Origin of the sequence: Pseudomonas sp. G11 (assembly GCF_029457515.1) — a bacterium.
Classification (GTDB): domain Bacteria; phylum Pseudomonadota; class Gammaproteobacteria; order Pseudomonadales; family Pseudomonadaceae; genus Aquipseudomonas; species Aquipseudomonas gorinensis.
The window spans coordinates 4,409,640-4,423,419 of sequence record NZ_CP120377.1 but is presented as its reverse complement, the minus strand read 5'-3'; the positions used below and the strand labels follow the sequence as shown (position 1 = coordinate 4,423,419).

The 13,780-nt window shown below is 61.0% G+C and carries 13 protein-coding genes; 6 read left to right on the top strand and 7 right to left on the bottom strand.

What is annotated here, in order from left to right:
• Positions 1-85 precede the first annotated feature (85 nt).
• Positions 86-1,063 carry a helix-turn-helix transcriptional regulator gene (locus tag P2T68_RS20450; RefSeq protein WP_024075347.1) on the bottom strand — a complete coding sequence of 326 codons (978 nt, stop codon included), beginning with the start codon at positions 1,061-1,063 and terminating at the stop codon, positions 86-88.
• A gap of 267 nt (positions 1,064-1,330) precedes the next feature.
• Between P2T68_RS20450 and P2T68_RS20445 the strand changes: the two genes are divergently transcribed.
• Positions 1,331-2,356 carry an IS110 family transposase gene (locus tag P2T68_RS20445; RefSeq protein WP_024074122.1) on the top strand — a complete coding sequence of 342 codons (1,026 nt, stop codon included), beginning with the start codon at positions 1,331-1,333 and terminating at the stop codon, positions 2,354-2,356.
• A gap of 364 nt (positions 2,357-2,720) precedes the next feature.
• Entirely contained in the window at positions 2,721-3,692 is a 972-nt protein-coding gene (locus P2T68_RS20440) for a methyl-accepting chemotaxis protein (RefSeq protein WP_277378207.1), read from the top strand.
• Between the two features lie 39 nt (positions 3,693-3,731).
• Here P2T68_RS20440 and P2T68_RS20435 read toward each other — a convergent pair whose 3' ends face one another.
• Positions 3,732-5,060, bottom strand: a complete 1,329-nt coding sequence (locus tag P2T68_RS20435; protein ID WP_069075935.1) for a hypothetical protein — start codon at positions 5,058-5,060, stop codon at positions 3,732-3,734.
• A gap of 293 nt (positions 5,061-5,353) precedes the next feature.
• Here P2T68_RS20435 and P2T68_RS20430 point away from each other — a divergent pair, with 293 nt between their 5' ends.
• The 4 genes from P2T68_RS20430 (at position 5,354) to hpaR (ending at position 9,350) form a co-directional block, all read left to right on the top strand.
• Entirely contained in the window at positions 5,354-6,853 is a 1,500-nt protein-coding gene (locus P2T68_RS20430) for an APC family permease (RefSeq protein WP_102625746.1), read from the top strand.
• The gene (locus P2T68_RS20425) at positions 6,834-7,406 is read left to right on the top strand and encodes a DUF3156 family protein (protein ID WP_193690701.1); all 573 of its coding nucleotides are present in this window, start codon (positions 6,834-6,836) and stop codon (positions 7,404-7,406) included. Before P2T68_RS20430 ends, P2T68_RS20425 begins: the two co-directional genes overlap by 20 nt.
• A gap of 119 nt (positions 7,407-7,525) precedes the next feature.
• Positions 7,526-8,488, top strand: coding sequence for a transcriptional regulator FeaR (feaR, locus tag P2T68_RS20420; RefSeq protein WP_277378206.1), 963 nt, complete (start codon positions 7,526-7,528; stop codon positions 8,486-8,488).
• 439 nt (positions 8,489-8,927) lie between these two features.
• Positions 8,928-9,350 (top strand): homoprotocatechuate degradation operon regulator HpaR, encoded by a 423-nt coding sequence (gene hpaR / locus P2T68_RS20415; RefSeq protein ID WP_024075639.1) that lies wholly within the window; start codon positions 8,928-8,930, stop codon positions 9,348-9,350.
• A gap of 53 nt (positions 9,351-9,403) precedes the next feature.
• On the opposite strand, the gene hpaI is transcribed toward hpaR, so the two are convergent.
• From hpaI to hpaD, 5 genes are read right to left on the bottom strand one after another with little or no spacing between them, the layout of a single operon-like run.
• The gene (gene hpaI, locus P2T68_RS20410; RefSeq protein WP_102624519.1) at positions 9,404-10,204 is read right to left on the bottom strand and encodes a 4-hydroxy-2-oxoheptanedioate aldolase; all 801 of its coding nucleotides are present in this window, start codon (positions 10,202-10,204) and stop codon (positions 9,404-9,406) included.
• A 16-nt stretch (positions 10,205-10,220) separates the two neighbouring features.
• Positions 10,221-11,024 (bottom strand): 2-oxo-hept-4-ene-1,7-dioate hydratase, encoded by an 804-nt coding sequence (gene hpaH, locus P2T68_RS20405; RefSeq protein WP_024075637.1) that lies wholly within the window; start codon positions 11,022-11,024, stop codon positions 10,221-10,223.
• A gap of 12 nt (positions 11,025-11,036) precedes the next feature.
• Entirely contained in the window at positions 11,037-12,341 is a 1,305-nt protein-coding gene (locus P2T68_RS20400; protein WP_024075636.1) for an MFS transporter, read from the bottom strand.
• 48 nt (positions 12,342-12,389) lie between these two features.
• Positions 12,390-12,782, bottom strand: a complete 393-nt coding sequence (locus P2T68_RS20395; protein ID WP_024075635.1) for a 5-carboxymethyl-2-hydroxymuconate Delta-isomerase — start codon at positions 12,780-12,782, stop codon at positions 12,390-12,392.
• 14 nt (positions 12,783-12,796) lie between these two features.
• Positions 12,797-13,654, bottom strand: coding sequence for a 3,4-dihydroxyphenylacetate 2,3-dioxygenase (gene hpaD, locus P2T68_RS20390; RefSeq protein ID WP_024075634.1), 858 nt, complete (start codon positions 13,652-13,654; stop codon positions 12,797-12,799).
• Between the last annotated feature and the right edge of the window lie 126 nt (positions 13,655-13,780).

The window sequence follows — 13,780 nt, the reverse complement described above, 5'->3', positions numbered from 1 at the left end:
TGGCAGAGGGGCAAAAAAAAGCGCAAAAGCGCCCCGTGGCGGTCAAAAGGACCGCGAAAAAGTCAGCGCGAGTCAGCGGTGCAGATCAGTCAGGCGGGGCGTGCAGCAGATGAGCTATTCGGGCTTTGTCCTTGACCCCGAGTTTGCTGTAGATGGCGCGGATGTGGTGGCGCACGGTATTGGGTGACATGCCCAGATCGCGGGCGACTTCCTTGTAGGTCTTGCCTTCGCCGAAGCCCTGGGCCACATCGTTTTCCCGTGGGCTCAGTTGCACCAGCACCGTGCGGCTGCGGGCTGCCAGCAGGAACAGGTCACCGACCGTCGAAGCCTCGACCTGCAAGTGCTTGCCTTCATACCCCTGGGCGTCCATCGCCACCGGCAGGCAAGGGCCGGTCCAGTCCGGCCATTCGCTCAGCAGCAAGTCGACGAAGCCACGTTCCGCGCAGTGCAGTGTGCCGCGCTGGTCGCATACGGCGAGCGCCAGATTGCGCGGGCTGGTGAGGGTTTCGCGCATGGCCACCAGGGTGCGGATCTGATTGGCCGATACCGCCGCTACCAGATGCAGCATGAGGTTGTTCAGCAACAGGCAATCCTGACCGGTAAAGCACGGTGCGTCGGGAGCGCGATACACCGTGAGGTGATCACTGAGGTGGGTCTGCGGGTCGACGTACGCAACGCACAGCAATTGGCCAATGCCATACAGCTCGCCGAGCCAGTTGAGCCCAGGACCGCTGGCGGGGTTGCGCATGTCGACGATGACCGCTTGTCCCAGGTTGTCGTGGACCTTGCCGACGGTCACGTCGATATGACGAATCGATTGCCAGTCCGGCAGGTAGCTGCGGGGCAATTTGTAGAGGTAGGAGTGGTGTTCTTCAGGCAATCCGTCAATCAGTGCCGCACGGCCCCACCAGGCACTGTCGAAGGGCAACAGTTGGCTGATGCAGCTCAGCGCGGCGTGATGGAAATGCTCGATATCTTTGTTCTGCGCCAGGCGCTGAAGCTCCAGTGTTATCGCGCTGAACGCTTCCAGGAGGCTGGCATGTCCATGGTCATGACGGCTCATTCGTAGGTACCTCTGTGCGACATTCTTATTGTTTTCGTCACGAAGTCATTAAGGACCGGAACGTCGTCTGGACGTGGGCAGGGCCTGGGGATGAGTATCAGCGGTTTGAAAGAGGATCGCTATCCTACAGATGCACGATGGATCGTATGACTGACGGCTGCGGGCATCGGCTGTCGCGCAAACGCAACCGGGCTAATGAGATGGTCCCCCCCACACCCTGCGAGGGCTACGCTTTCGCAGGGTGTTTTGTTTTTGGAGGCCATCATCATGAGCGAGTCAGCACTGATCGGGATCGATCTCGGCAAACATAATTTCCACCTTCTGGGCCAAGACAAATCGGGCCGCGAGGTGTTTCGCAAAAAGCTCTCGCGAGCGCAGATGATGCGGTTCTTCGGCAACTTGCCGAGCTGCGTCGTGGTAACGGAAGCCTGTGCCGGCTCTCACTTCATCGCCCGTCAGCTTGCGGCGATGGGGCATACGACCAAGTTGATTTCACCGCAGTTTGTCCGCCCTTTCGTCAAGGGCAACAAAAATGACTTTATCGACGCAGAGGCCATTTGCGAGGCGGCTTCCCGTCCGTCCATGCGCTTCGTTACGCCTAAAACCGAGTCTCAGCAAACCCTGTCTGTCCTGCATCGCATGCGCGAGTCGTTGGTGCATGACCGCACCAAGACAGCCAATCAGATGCACGGTTTCCTGCTGGAATTTGGCATCAGCCTGCCCAAAGGCTCAGCCATCATGAAGCGTTTGGCAGCTGTTTTGGCCGAGCATGAGCTGCCTGTGCGGCTGACAGTGCTGTTGCAACGCCTGCACGATCACTTCGTTTACCTGGATGAACAGATCAAGGAACTGGACAAACAACTGGCTTGCCAGCTGGCCGACGATGATCTGGGGAGCCGTTTGCTTAGCATGCCGTGTGTCGGTCCGATCACCGCCAGCCTTCTGGCTGTAGAAATGGGCGATGGCAAGCAATACCGATGCAGTCGCGATTTTGCGGCTTCAGTGGGCTTGGTGCCGCGACAGTACAGCACGGGCGGCAAAGCCAATTTGTTGGGGATCAGCAAGCGGGGTGACAAGCACCTGCGGCAACTGCTGGTGCAATGCTCCAGGGTTTACATGCAGAGGCTGGATCATCAGAAGGGGGCTTTGGCCGACTGGGTGCGAGCGCTGCTGCGCCGACGACACTCGAATGTGGTGGCCTGTGCCCTGGCCAACAAACTGGCGCGTATCGCTTGGGCGATAGCGGCTCACCATGCGCAATATGAAGCAGGGCCAGACGCCTTGAACGCCTGACCCTGCGGTTGTTGCAGTACCACAATTCACCCTTCAGGTTTTGCGATAGCTGAACAACGGATGACGTGAACGGCCTACCGGCCTGGCGAAGATCCTGACATAAAAATCGGCTTCAGAAGCCGACGGGCTTTTAAGGATCGTCAGGCGCGACTCTCATCGTGGCGCTGGGGCAAGCCCCAAACAGACGCCGGATAGATTTAAGCAAGCCAACCACATCGCCCGTTAATCAGTATTGCAAAAATGGGGGGGACCATAGATTTTTTATGGCAGACAGGAGCAAATGCCTTAGCAGTCTCGTACAAGTAATCCGCATCGGTTTGCTATCAGATTCTGAGTATCGACTCGATTGGCAAGGGACAGACTGATGTTCTTCAAGAAAAGTAAACCGATGCAGGCGCTCGCTGAAACCCTCAACCGGTTGCTTGCCGGTGAGGCGGATGAGATGCAGGCGCTGGCCGCTTATCCGAGCGTGCAGGCATGTCTGGAACAGCTCGCGCAGCAGAGAGCCCATGCCAACCAACGGCTTCTTGCGGCCGATGAACGAGCCATGGATCAGGCCGCTCGATTGGAATGCGGTGAACAAGCGCTTGAAGCCTTTCGCCAGCAAGTCGAGCAAAGCCGGCAACGCGAGGAGGCACTGGAGGCCGAGCTGAAACAGCACATTCAGCTGTCACGTCAGCATCAGCAGGAGGCGCAAATCTGGGAACTGTTGCAGTCAACCCTCACCGAGGGCTGCTGGGACATCACCGTGGTCAACGGTGACGTTCAGGACCCCGGCAGCCGGATGCGGATTTTCAATCAATTTCGCCTCCTCATGGGGTATTCCCCGCATGAGTTGCCCGACGGCTGGGATGCTCAAGTCAGCATCACTCATCCTGACGATTTGCCGAAGATCATGGCGATCTTTGACCGTGAGATTCTCGGCATGCACGGCAGTGGTGAGTACGTGTTTGAATACCGGATGCGCCACAAGACGCGTGGCTACATCTGGTGTCGAGAGCGGGGTCGAGCGGTGCGCGATCAGCAGGGACGCTTGACCCGGGTGATCGGCGCAGTACGGGATATCAGCGATGAGCAGTCAGCCAAGGCCACCCATCACCAGTTGCTTGAGCAGAGTCAGGCGACTTATGGCCAGATTGCGACGGTGGTCAGCGTCATCAAGGGCATCGCCGACCAGACCAACCTGTTGGCCTTGAATGCCGCTATCGAAGCGGCCAGGGCAGGAGAGGTCGGACGCGGGTTTTCAGTGGTGGCCGATGAAGTCCGCAAACTGGCGGAAAATACCCGTCAGGCGACGCATCAGATTCAGACGATGTTGCATCAGCACAAACAGTAAGCCTGTTCAGGCGCTGCACCCGGCAGCGCCTGAATGGGATCAGAACGGTACGGCCACCGTTAGCTGGCTGTAGACGTTGGTAGCGTTGCCGCCCACCTGGTTCCCACCCGTGGTCTCATCCTTTTTTGGCTGATAAATGCCGACCAAAGGGCTGATGATCAGGTGGCTGTTGACCGCCCATTCCACATACAGATCCAGCTCCCTCGCATCGAGATTCAGTGCATCGCTTTTGCGTAGGGTATTGAAGTCGAAGTACAACGCGCCGACCGTCAGGTTTTCCAATGGGGTCGCCTTCAGGCCGACATGCTGGATACCGGTGTTGCTGTTGAAGGGACCTGCGTAATTGGAGGCCACTTCACCCTGGAACCAGGTGCCGTAACCGCTGCTTAGCCCAGTGAACAGTGGGTCCCATTTTTGCGAGTAACGGGTGTAGCGGTAGGTCAGTTTCGGTGACCAGGTCACGTCCGCGAAGGTATAGCCGGCTTCGGCATACCAGGCTTTTTGAGGGCCGGCATCCTTGTCTTGCCAGGCGTATTCAAACGCGAAACTGGCGTTTTCCATGCCCGCGTTGCCTTCGCCGCGCAGACTGTAGGTATTCAGGCCTTCGCGTTGTTTCTGGAAGTCGCTGGCCCATTGGTCCGTGACATCAATGCCGTGGACCCAGGTCAGGCCGAGCGTACCGGCGGCAGCCGTGTAGTCGAGGGTGCCCGCCGCCAGCTCGGTTTCCGCCTGGGCGCGGTTATCGGACTTGAGCCACAACACCGAGCCATGCAGGCCTTCCTGCCCGCCCAGGCGCAGGACTGCGGTGCGATCGAAGGCGTGCCGCGCCGCGAGGTAGTAGGCGCCTCCGCGATTCAACGCGCCGTCGGCCGGGCCTTTCCCCAGATTAGGACCGTCGTCGTTGATCAGGAACCCTCTGCCGACCTTGACCACCTGGCGACCGGCGGAAAAATCGATGCCGTCCTTGCCAAGCGCCGGGAACAGGTCGGCGGAGCGCCATCCGAGGTACGCATCTTCGATTTTGGTCGTGCGTTCCGAACCGTCGGTATTCCCCGCCGCATCGCCGTCACCCCAGGTGCCGGAACTGACCCAGTTGAGTGCGCCGTAGCCGGTGCCGAACCCGGCCAGGCCTTGGTCGCCGCTCACGCCATACTTGATGAAACCCTCCCGCCAGGTTGAACCTCCGGGCGTACCGTCGTAGTTGTTACGGCTGTTGAACATCCCGTATACCGAAAGGAAATCAGCATTCAGATGGGTGTCGTCATCGGCATACAGCTCATAGGCCTGGGCCGATGAATCAGCGATCAAAAGGGCTATACCCAGACCAACGGCCTTGGACAGTGAGCGAGTTTTCAGCGTTTGCTCCATTGTTACGTTCCCCTGCAGGGTTGGACAGCGATGGCGCATTAGGGCAACCGCGAGCGGGGCAAGTCTTTCACCTGCGTGCCACGCAATTGACCCTGCCAGCCAAGCCGTGCACCTTGGCAGACAGCAACAAAACCAAAGGCAGACATGGGCAAGACGACCAGGATGGGAGGGGCGCACAGTGATGGTGTACTCGATCCCGTTTCGATCAGGGACTGGCTGGGGAAGGCTTCATCGCCGGCGCCTTGAACGGTTCGATACATCCACTAAGAAATCCGCTTTCGAGGATCCGCACCATGTCGATCAATGACCGGCTCACACAGCATTTGAAACAGGGCACGGTGGGCTTTCCCACGGCGCTCGCCAGTACCATCGGCCTGATCATGGCCAGTCCGGTGATTCTCACCGCCACCATGGGGTTTGGTATCGGCGGCAGCGCTTTTGCGGTGGCCATGCTGATTGCGGTGGTCATGATGCTGGCCCAGGCGACGACCTTCGCTGAAGCGGCGTCGATCCTGCCGACCACCGGTTCGGTCTACGACTACATCAATTGCGGCATGGGCCGGTTCTTCGCCATCACCGGCACCTTGTCGGCGTATCTGATCGTGCATGTGTTTGCCGGCACGGCGGAAACCATCCTTTCCGGGGTCATGGCGCTGGTGAACTTCGAACACCTCAATACCCTGGCGGAGTCGGCCGGCGGTTCGTGGTTGCTCGGGGTGGGGTTCGTGCTGGTGTTCGGTATTCTCAATGCCTTTGGCGTGAGTGTGTTTGGCAAGGCCGAGATCATCCTCACCTTCGGCATGTGGACCACCTTGATGGTGTTTGGTGTGCTGGGGCTGATCGCGGCGCCGGTGGTGCCACTGGAGGGCTGGTTCGGGGTATCGCAGGTGGGCACCGACATGACCACCATCCTGTCGTTGGTGGGCATGGCCATGTTCATGTTCGTCGGCTGCGAGTTCGTCACGCCGTTGGCGCCGGACCTGCGCAATTCGGCCAGGGTCATGCCCAAGGCGATGATGCTGGGGCTGCTCGGCGTCGCCAGTTGCATGTTCATTTATGGCGCGGCGATGAAGCGCCAGGTGGAGAACGTGCTGCTCGACGCCACCACGGGCGTGCACCTGTTGGATACACCGATGGCGATCCCGAAATTCGCGGAGCAGGTGATGGGCAGCATCGGCCCGATGTGGCTGGGGATCGGCTTTCTGTTTGCCGGGGCCGCGACCATCAACACCTTGATGGCCGGGGTCCCGCGCATTCTCTACGGCATGGCGGTGGATGGTGCGTTGCCCAAGGTCTTCACCTACCTGCACCCACGCTTCAAGACCCCGCTGTTGTGCATCCTGGTGGCGATGCTGATTCCTTGCCTGCACGCGCTGTACCTGGGCGGCAACACCGACAACATCATGCACCTGGTGCTGGCCGCCGTGTGTGCCTGGAGCTTTGCCTACCTGTTGGTGACGATCTCGGTGGTGAGCCTGCGTATCCGCCGCCCGGATCTGCCGCGCGCCTATCGTTCGCCGTGGTTTCCGTTGCCGCAGATCCTGTCCAGCCTCGGCATCCTGCTGGGCATGTGGTTTATCACGCCACCGGGGATGAACCCGGCGGACATCTACATTCCGTTTGGCGTAATGCTGGCCGGCACCGCGGCGTATGCCTTGTTCTGGACCCTGGTGGTGCAGAAGGTCAATCCGTTCAAACCGGCCTCGGTGGAAGAGGTGTTGACCAACGAGTTCGCCCACGAACCGACCCAGCCTCATGCCGAGTATCAGCGCCATGCTGCAAAAACTGTTTGAGCGGTTCAGCGCCCGGCATACCCCGGCGGGGTATCGCCCTGGGGTGACCCTGGAGCACCTGCGCCGTAACCTCGGCCTGGCGCATTTCCAGCACACCGCGTCGGCCACGGCCGAGGCCGTGTTGCAGGATGGCCAGTTGCACGTGGAGATTGTCGAACGCACCGAGTCCCAGTTGCTGATGCACCTGGTGATGACCGAGTTCCTGCTGCGCGTGCCTGCTTCGCGAGAGGGCACCGCGAGTTTTGAGCTGCACCACACCGGGGCCGTCCGGCGTACCGGTATTCGTTGTCGGCAACGCAGCGGCGACCCGGCGCTGCTGGCGCTGATGCAGCCTGACGGGGACTTGCTGCGGGCGTTGATGCCTCTGGATTTCAAGCGCCTGCGCATCGAGTTGCGGGCCGGCCAGTGGTGCGTACGCCTGGAGCATATGGGCGGCAGCGAGGTGGTCAACCGCATGCCCGCGTTTCGTCGCTACATCCCGCTGAGCGCCGATCAGCGCAATGGGTTAGTGGCGACCTTGCTGCATTTCCAACGCGTGCTGGCCACGCTCTGATCGCTGGTTTTGGCACCATTAGTGCAATCGCTTTGGTTAAGACGGATGTGTTGCGCGCACTTAGATAACATGTTAACTATTGCGCGACAACAACAACAAAAACCAAGGTGGACATAACCATGATCATGCAGTCGGCTGGACAAGAGGGGCTCGACACCTGGACCCGCGATCTGCGCGCGATCTGCGGTCACTTCAATACCGAACTGGCCTTCAATCGCTCGCTGTTTATCGGCAGTATCTCGTCCGGTTACCGTGGCGGGCTGCCCCTGGCTCACTTGCGCACCAACGCGGGCCTGATCAAGCGCCCCAAGGTCCACGCTGACCACGATGACGACCAGCAATGTTTTCTGGTCAGCCAACGCAGCGGCTATAGCCAGATTGCCCAGGACGGCCAGGTCATTCGCCTGGGCCCAGGCGAATTGCTGTTGATGGACTCGGTGGGCTCCATCGAGATCACCCCGTTCGGGCTGATCGAGCACGCCTCCCTGTGCCTGTCCCGTCATGAAGTGTGCAAGCAACTTGGCGCGAGGCCGCGCACCTTCGGCAAGATCTCATCGAGCAAAGCCTGCGGGCGCATGCTGCATGTGCTGATGGACCAACTGTGTACGGACGCCCTGGAAGGCGAGGCGGCAGAGGCAGAGGGCCTGGCATTGCAGTCGGCGTTGGTCGCGCTGCTGGGTTCGGCCTTTGCGCAGCAGGAGGAGGCGAGTGACGACTGCGGCGCCTTACAGGGCGTGAACCTGCGCAGCTACGTGCAGAAGGTCATTGATGAGTCGCTCAACCAGCCGGGGTTGAGCCCGGTGGGCCTGGCCAATCGCCTGAATATCTCGGTGCGGCATTTGTACCGATTGTTCGAAGCCGAGGACGACAGTGTGTGCCGCTACATCCAGCGGGCACGGCTTAAGCGCAGTGCCGATGACCTGGCCAATCCGTTCCTGCGTGGCGAGTCGATCACCTCGATTGCCTACAAGTGGGGTTTCACCGATTCAGCCCACTTCAGCCGCTCGTTCAAGAAGCAGTTCGAGGTGTCGCCCAAGGATTTTCGCTCCAGCCATTTGCAGCAGATGGCCGAGGTGGTGTGAGTGCGCAACGGGCAGGGAAGCAGTGGTCGTCGAGCCTGCATCCTGGTGATGCCAGTCAGTTAAGGAAGAACACGATAACTGTGGCGAGCGGGCTTGTTGTGGTGAGGGGCTTGTTGTGGCGAGCGGGCTTGCCCCGCGTTGGGCTGCGCAGCAGCCCCACTCAATCGGAACGCGGAGTATCAGGCACTCCTCAGCGGTTGGTTCTGGGGCTGCTTCGCAGCCCAACGCGGGGCAAGCCCGCTCGCCACAACAAGCGCGTGTTTCCTGAATCAACGCGGCGCCTGTGAGTTTTTCGCGAGCAAGCTCGCTCCTACAAAATTACGGGTTGGCCCGGCGCGCCAGTGGCGGGGGCAGTGAAACAAGTTATCGCGCGTGGCGAAGAGGACAGTGGTAGAGTTTCGTTAAAACATTAACTAACTGAAGCCTGATGCCCAGACCCATGCTCAAACCTCGACAATCCCTGACATTGACCCTGTTGCAGGCCCGCGAAGCGGCCATGAGTTTTTTCCGCCCCTCGCTCAATGAGCACGGCCTGACCGAGCAACAATGGCGGGTTATCCGCATTCTCAGCCAGCACGAGGAACTGGAAATCTACCAATTGGCCGAGTTGGCCTGCATTCTCAAGCCGAGCATGACCGGTGTGTTGGTACGCATGGAGGCCGCCGGCCTGGTTCATCGTCGCAAGGCCGAGCAGGACCAGCGGCGGGTGCTGGTGACCCTGGCAGACAAAGGCTGGGCCAGCTTCGACTCCATGAGCCAGTGCATGGAAGAGAACTACCAGCGCCTGCAAGCGCAGTTCGGCGAAGAGAAATTGCAGACGCTGCTGGGGTTGCTCGATGAGTTGAAGACCATCAAGCGTTGAGTGTCAGCCCACCTGTTGCGTCCGGGTGGGCGTGTTGAAACGACGACGCGGGGTCAGTACACACCGCCGGCCTTGAGCGGCGCCACGCTATCCTTGAACGTGGCTGCCAGGCTTTGCAGGCCGCGCATCAGCACGGTGGTGTCGACCCCCACCGCCACGAACGCAGCGCCCAGTTCGATATAGCGCCTGGCCAGGGTCGGGTCCGCACTGAGAATACCCGCGGCCTTGCCCGCCTGGCGAACTCGCGCGATGGCGTCTTCGATCGCCGCCTGCACGGCGGGATGCCCTGGGTTGCCGCGGTAACCCATCGACGCACTCAAATCCGCCGGGCCAATGAACACCCCGTCGACGCCGTCGACCTGCGCAATCGCGTCCAGGTTGGCCAGGCCTTCGAGGTTCTCGATTTGTACCAGCAGGCACATCTGTGCGTCGGCCTGGTCCAGGTAGCCGGGAATGCTGTTCCAGCGCGACGCACGGGCGAGGGCGCTGCCCACCCCACGAATACCCTGGGGCGGATAGTGCATCGCGCGTACCAGCTCCCGTGCCTGGTCGGCGCTTTCGACCATCGGCACCAGCAGCGTTTGCGCGCCGATATCCAGCAGTTGCTTGATCAGTGCGCTATCGCCGACCACCGGGCGAATGATCGCTTGGCTGGCGTAAGGCGCAATGGCTTGCAACTGGCCGAGCATGCCACGCAGGTCATTGGGGGCGTGTTCGCCGTCGATCAGCAGCCAGTCAAACCCGGCATTGGCTGCCAGCTCCGCGCAATAGGCATCGGCCAGGCCGAGCCACAGGCCGATCTGGGTTTCGCCGCTGCACAGGCGCTGCTTGAAGCGGTTGATGGGCATCTCCATGAACGGTCCTCCAGGGTCAGACAAATCGGCAGGCAATCGAGCCCAGCATGTCGTAGTCGACATGGAAGGTGTCGCCGGGGTTGGCCGCCACCGGACGGGTAAATGAGCCGCCGAGGATGATCTGCCCAGGCTGCAAGGTCACGTCATAGGGCGCCAGCTTGTTCGCCAGCCAGGCCACCCCCTTGGCCGGGTGGTTGAGCACGGCGGCGGATACGCCGGATTCTTCGATCACGCCGTTGCGGTACAGCACCGCAGGCACCTTGCGCAGGTCGATCTCGGTCGGGCGCACGGCGCGGCCCCCCATGACCACACCGGCATTGGCGGCGTTGTCGGAAATGGTGTCGAACACCTTGCGCGTGGCCTGGGTCTGCGGGTCGACCTGCTGGATGCGCGCATCGATGATTTCCAGCGCCGGGATGACCCATTCGGTGGCGTCGAGCACATCGAAAATCGTGCAGTTCGGGCCCTTGAGCGGCTTGCCGAGAATGAACGCCAGCTCCACCTCGACGCGCGGCACGATAAAGCGTTCGAAGGGAATGTCGGTGCCTTCGTCGAAGAACATGTCGTCGAGCAGGGCGCCGTAATCCGGCTCGGTGATGTTCGACGACACTTGCATCGCGCGGGAGGTCAAGCCGATCTTGTGCCCGACCAGCTTGCGTCCGTCCTTGATCTTCTGCGCGACCCAGGCGCGTTGTATCGCGTAGGCGTCGTCAATCGTGATCGCCGGGTAATCCAGCGAAAATTGCCGCACCTGTTCCCTGGAGCGCTCGGCCCGGTCCAGTTGTGCGGCGGCTTGCAGAATCTGCTGTTGATCGAGCATGACGAAGTTCTCTTACTGTGGATTGACGATGGCCGCGTCGGTGCGCAGGACCAAAAAACCGCCCAGGGCGATAAACAGGGCCAGCACATACAAGGCCAGACTGGCGCTCTGGGTGGTGTCCCGCATCCAGCCGATCAGGTAGGGCGCGAGGAACGAGGCGATGCTGCCAAACGAACTGATCAGGGCAATCCCCGCCGCCTGGGTGCTGTTGGACAGGAAGGCCGGCGGCAACTGCCAGAACATCGGCAGGGCGGCGCTGGCCCCCATGCCGGCGATCACCAGGCCGCTCAGTACCCAGGTCGGATTGGTCGGCGACAGCCCGGCCACGGCGATACCGATCGCCGACATCAGCAGGGGCACGCACAGGTGCCAGCGCCGTTCACGGTTGCGGTCGGATGAGCGTCCGCACCCGATCATGAAGAAACACCCGGCCAGGTAGGGCACCGCACTGAGCAGGCCGACCTGGCTGTCGCGGCCGATACCGGCGCCGTGGATCAGGGTCGGCATCCAGAACGCGAGGGTGTTGACTGCGAGCATCACGGCGAAATAGATCGCCACCAGCAACCAGACCTGCGGGTCGCGCAGAATGCCGCCAAACGAGGTGATCGACTTACGCTGCTCCTCACTGCTCAGTTGCGTGCGCAGTTGCTGCTTTTGCAGCGGATTGAGCCACGTCACCGTCTCGAAGGTGTCCGGCAGGCACTTGAGCACCACCAGGCCGAGGAGGATCACGGGGGCGCCTTCGATCAGGAACATCCACTGCCAGCCGCGCAAGCCGCCGAAGTCATGGAAGTGCTCCAGGATCGCCCCCGACAATGGCCCGCCGATGACACCGGCCATGGGCACCGCAATCGCAAACAGCGCGGTGACTTGCGCCCGACGACGCGCCGGGTACCAACGGTTGAGAAACACCAGAATCCCTGGGAAGAAGCCCGCTTCGGCCACCCCCAGCAAAAAGCGCAGCACGTAGAAACCGGTGGAGCTTTCGATCCACAGCATGCTGGTGGAGAGCACCCCCCAGACCACCATCAGGCAGGCGATCCAGCGCCGTGGCCCGACCCGGTCGAGGGCGATGTTGCTGGGCACGCCAAACAGCGCGTAAGCGATGAAGAACAGTCCGGCCCCGAGGCCGTACACGGTGTCGCTGAAATGCAGGTCGGCGCTCATCTGCATCTTGGCGAAGCCGATGTTGATCCGGTCCAAATGGGCAAACAGATAACAGATCAGCAACAACGGCATCAGGCGCCAGGTGACGACGCTGTGGGTGCGCTGGTGTTCGAGCAGGGTGGTGCTGTCGGCGGTATTGGCTGTGCTCATGATGTTGTACTTTTTTTTGAGTGGCCGTTGGCGGAAGGCGAGCGCTGTTCAGCTCGCCTGGTTTTTCAAGAAGGCATGCACGTTGTTTTGCTTGAAGTTGAGCTCGGGGTGCAGCTCGATCATCTCGAACGACAACGCCAGCAAGCGTTGTGATTGCAGCTCGGCGAAGTGCTGGGTGATCACCTCGAACAGGCTTTCGGCGACCGCCTTGCGCGTCGCCAGGTCGCGTCCGTGGCCGACCTTGAGGGTCATGTGGACGAAGGCGTAGTCGTGCTTGCCGTCGGCCATGCGCCAGGTGTCCAGGCGCACGCCACGGCTGCGGATGCCGCCGAGGGGAAATACGCCGCTGTCGCCCAGCACGGTGTGGACCTTCTGGAACAGGGCGGGCAGGTCGGCGTGCTGCTCGATGTTGTCGGTGTATTCAGCAATGAAGTGCGGCATGTGCGGCTCCCGGTTCAGAGGGGGAAAATGGCATTGATCTGGCCGGTGCCGGAACTGCCGAACGGCTGGGTGATGATCTCTGCCGGCTGGTGGTAGTCCGGCCCGCCCAGCAGGCCCAGGAGCATCGCGGTATCGTGCATCTTGCCTTCGCCGAAACAGTGTTCGGCGTAGTCCGGGAGCATCGCGCAGAACTCCTTGAAGCGGCCTTGCTTCCACATCTCTACGACGTGCAGGTCCATCTGCTTGTCGAATTCACGGGTCCAATTGTGGATATTGGCTTCGGCTTCGCGGTCGTCCGAGAAGCGGTGGGAGAGGGAACCCGAGGCCAGCACCAGGACTTTGCGGTCGCTCTTCTCGATGGCCCGGCGCACCGCGGCGCCAAACGTGAAGCTGTCTTCCAGGCGGTGCCAGGCGCACCAGGCGGCAATCGAGATGACGTCGAATTTCTGCGCGTCCGGCACGTCCATGTGCATGTAGCGCATCGGTACCAGGGTGCCGTATTCGAGTTCCAGGCTCGGGATGTTGTGGGCCATGGTGCGCACGCCCGCCAGGTTGGCTTCGGCGGCGATCAACTCGCCCAGCTCGGGGCAGCCGGGGTAGTCGTATGCCATGTTCTTGATGAAGTGCGGCAGCTCGTTGCTGGTGTACGTCCCCTTGAAGTGCTCGCCGCAATTGACGTGGTAACCACTGTTGACCAACCAATGCACGTCAAACACCACCGCCGTGTCGGCCCCCAGTTCACGGGCGCGGCGCCCGATTTCCTTGTGCCCGGCGATGGCCGCTTCGCGGCAACCATGGTGCTTGCCGGGCAGTTCCGACAGGTACATCGAGGGGACGTGGCAGATCTTTGCGGCCAGGACGACTTCGCCCATGATGATTCTCCTGAATATTTATTCTTTTGTAGGAGCGAGCTTGCTCGCGAAAAACGTCAACGATAACGCAGCACTTCTGTTAGCCAGCGGCGCCTGCGGATTCTTCGCGAGCAAGCTCGCTCCTAC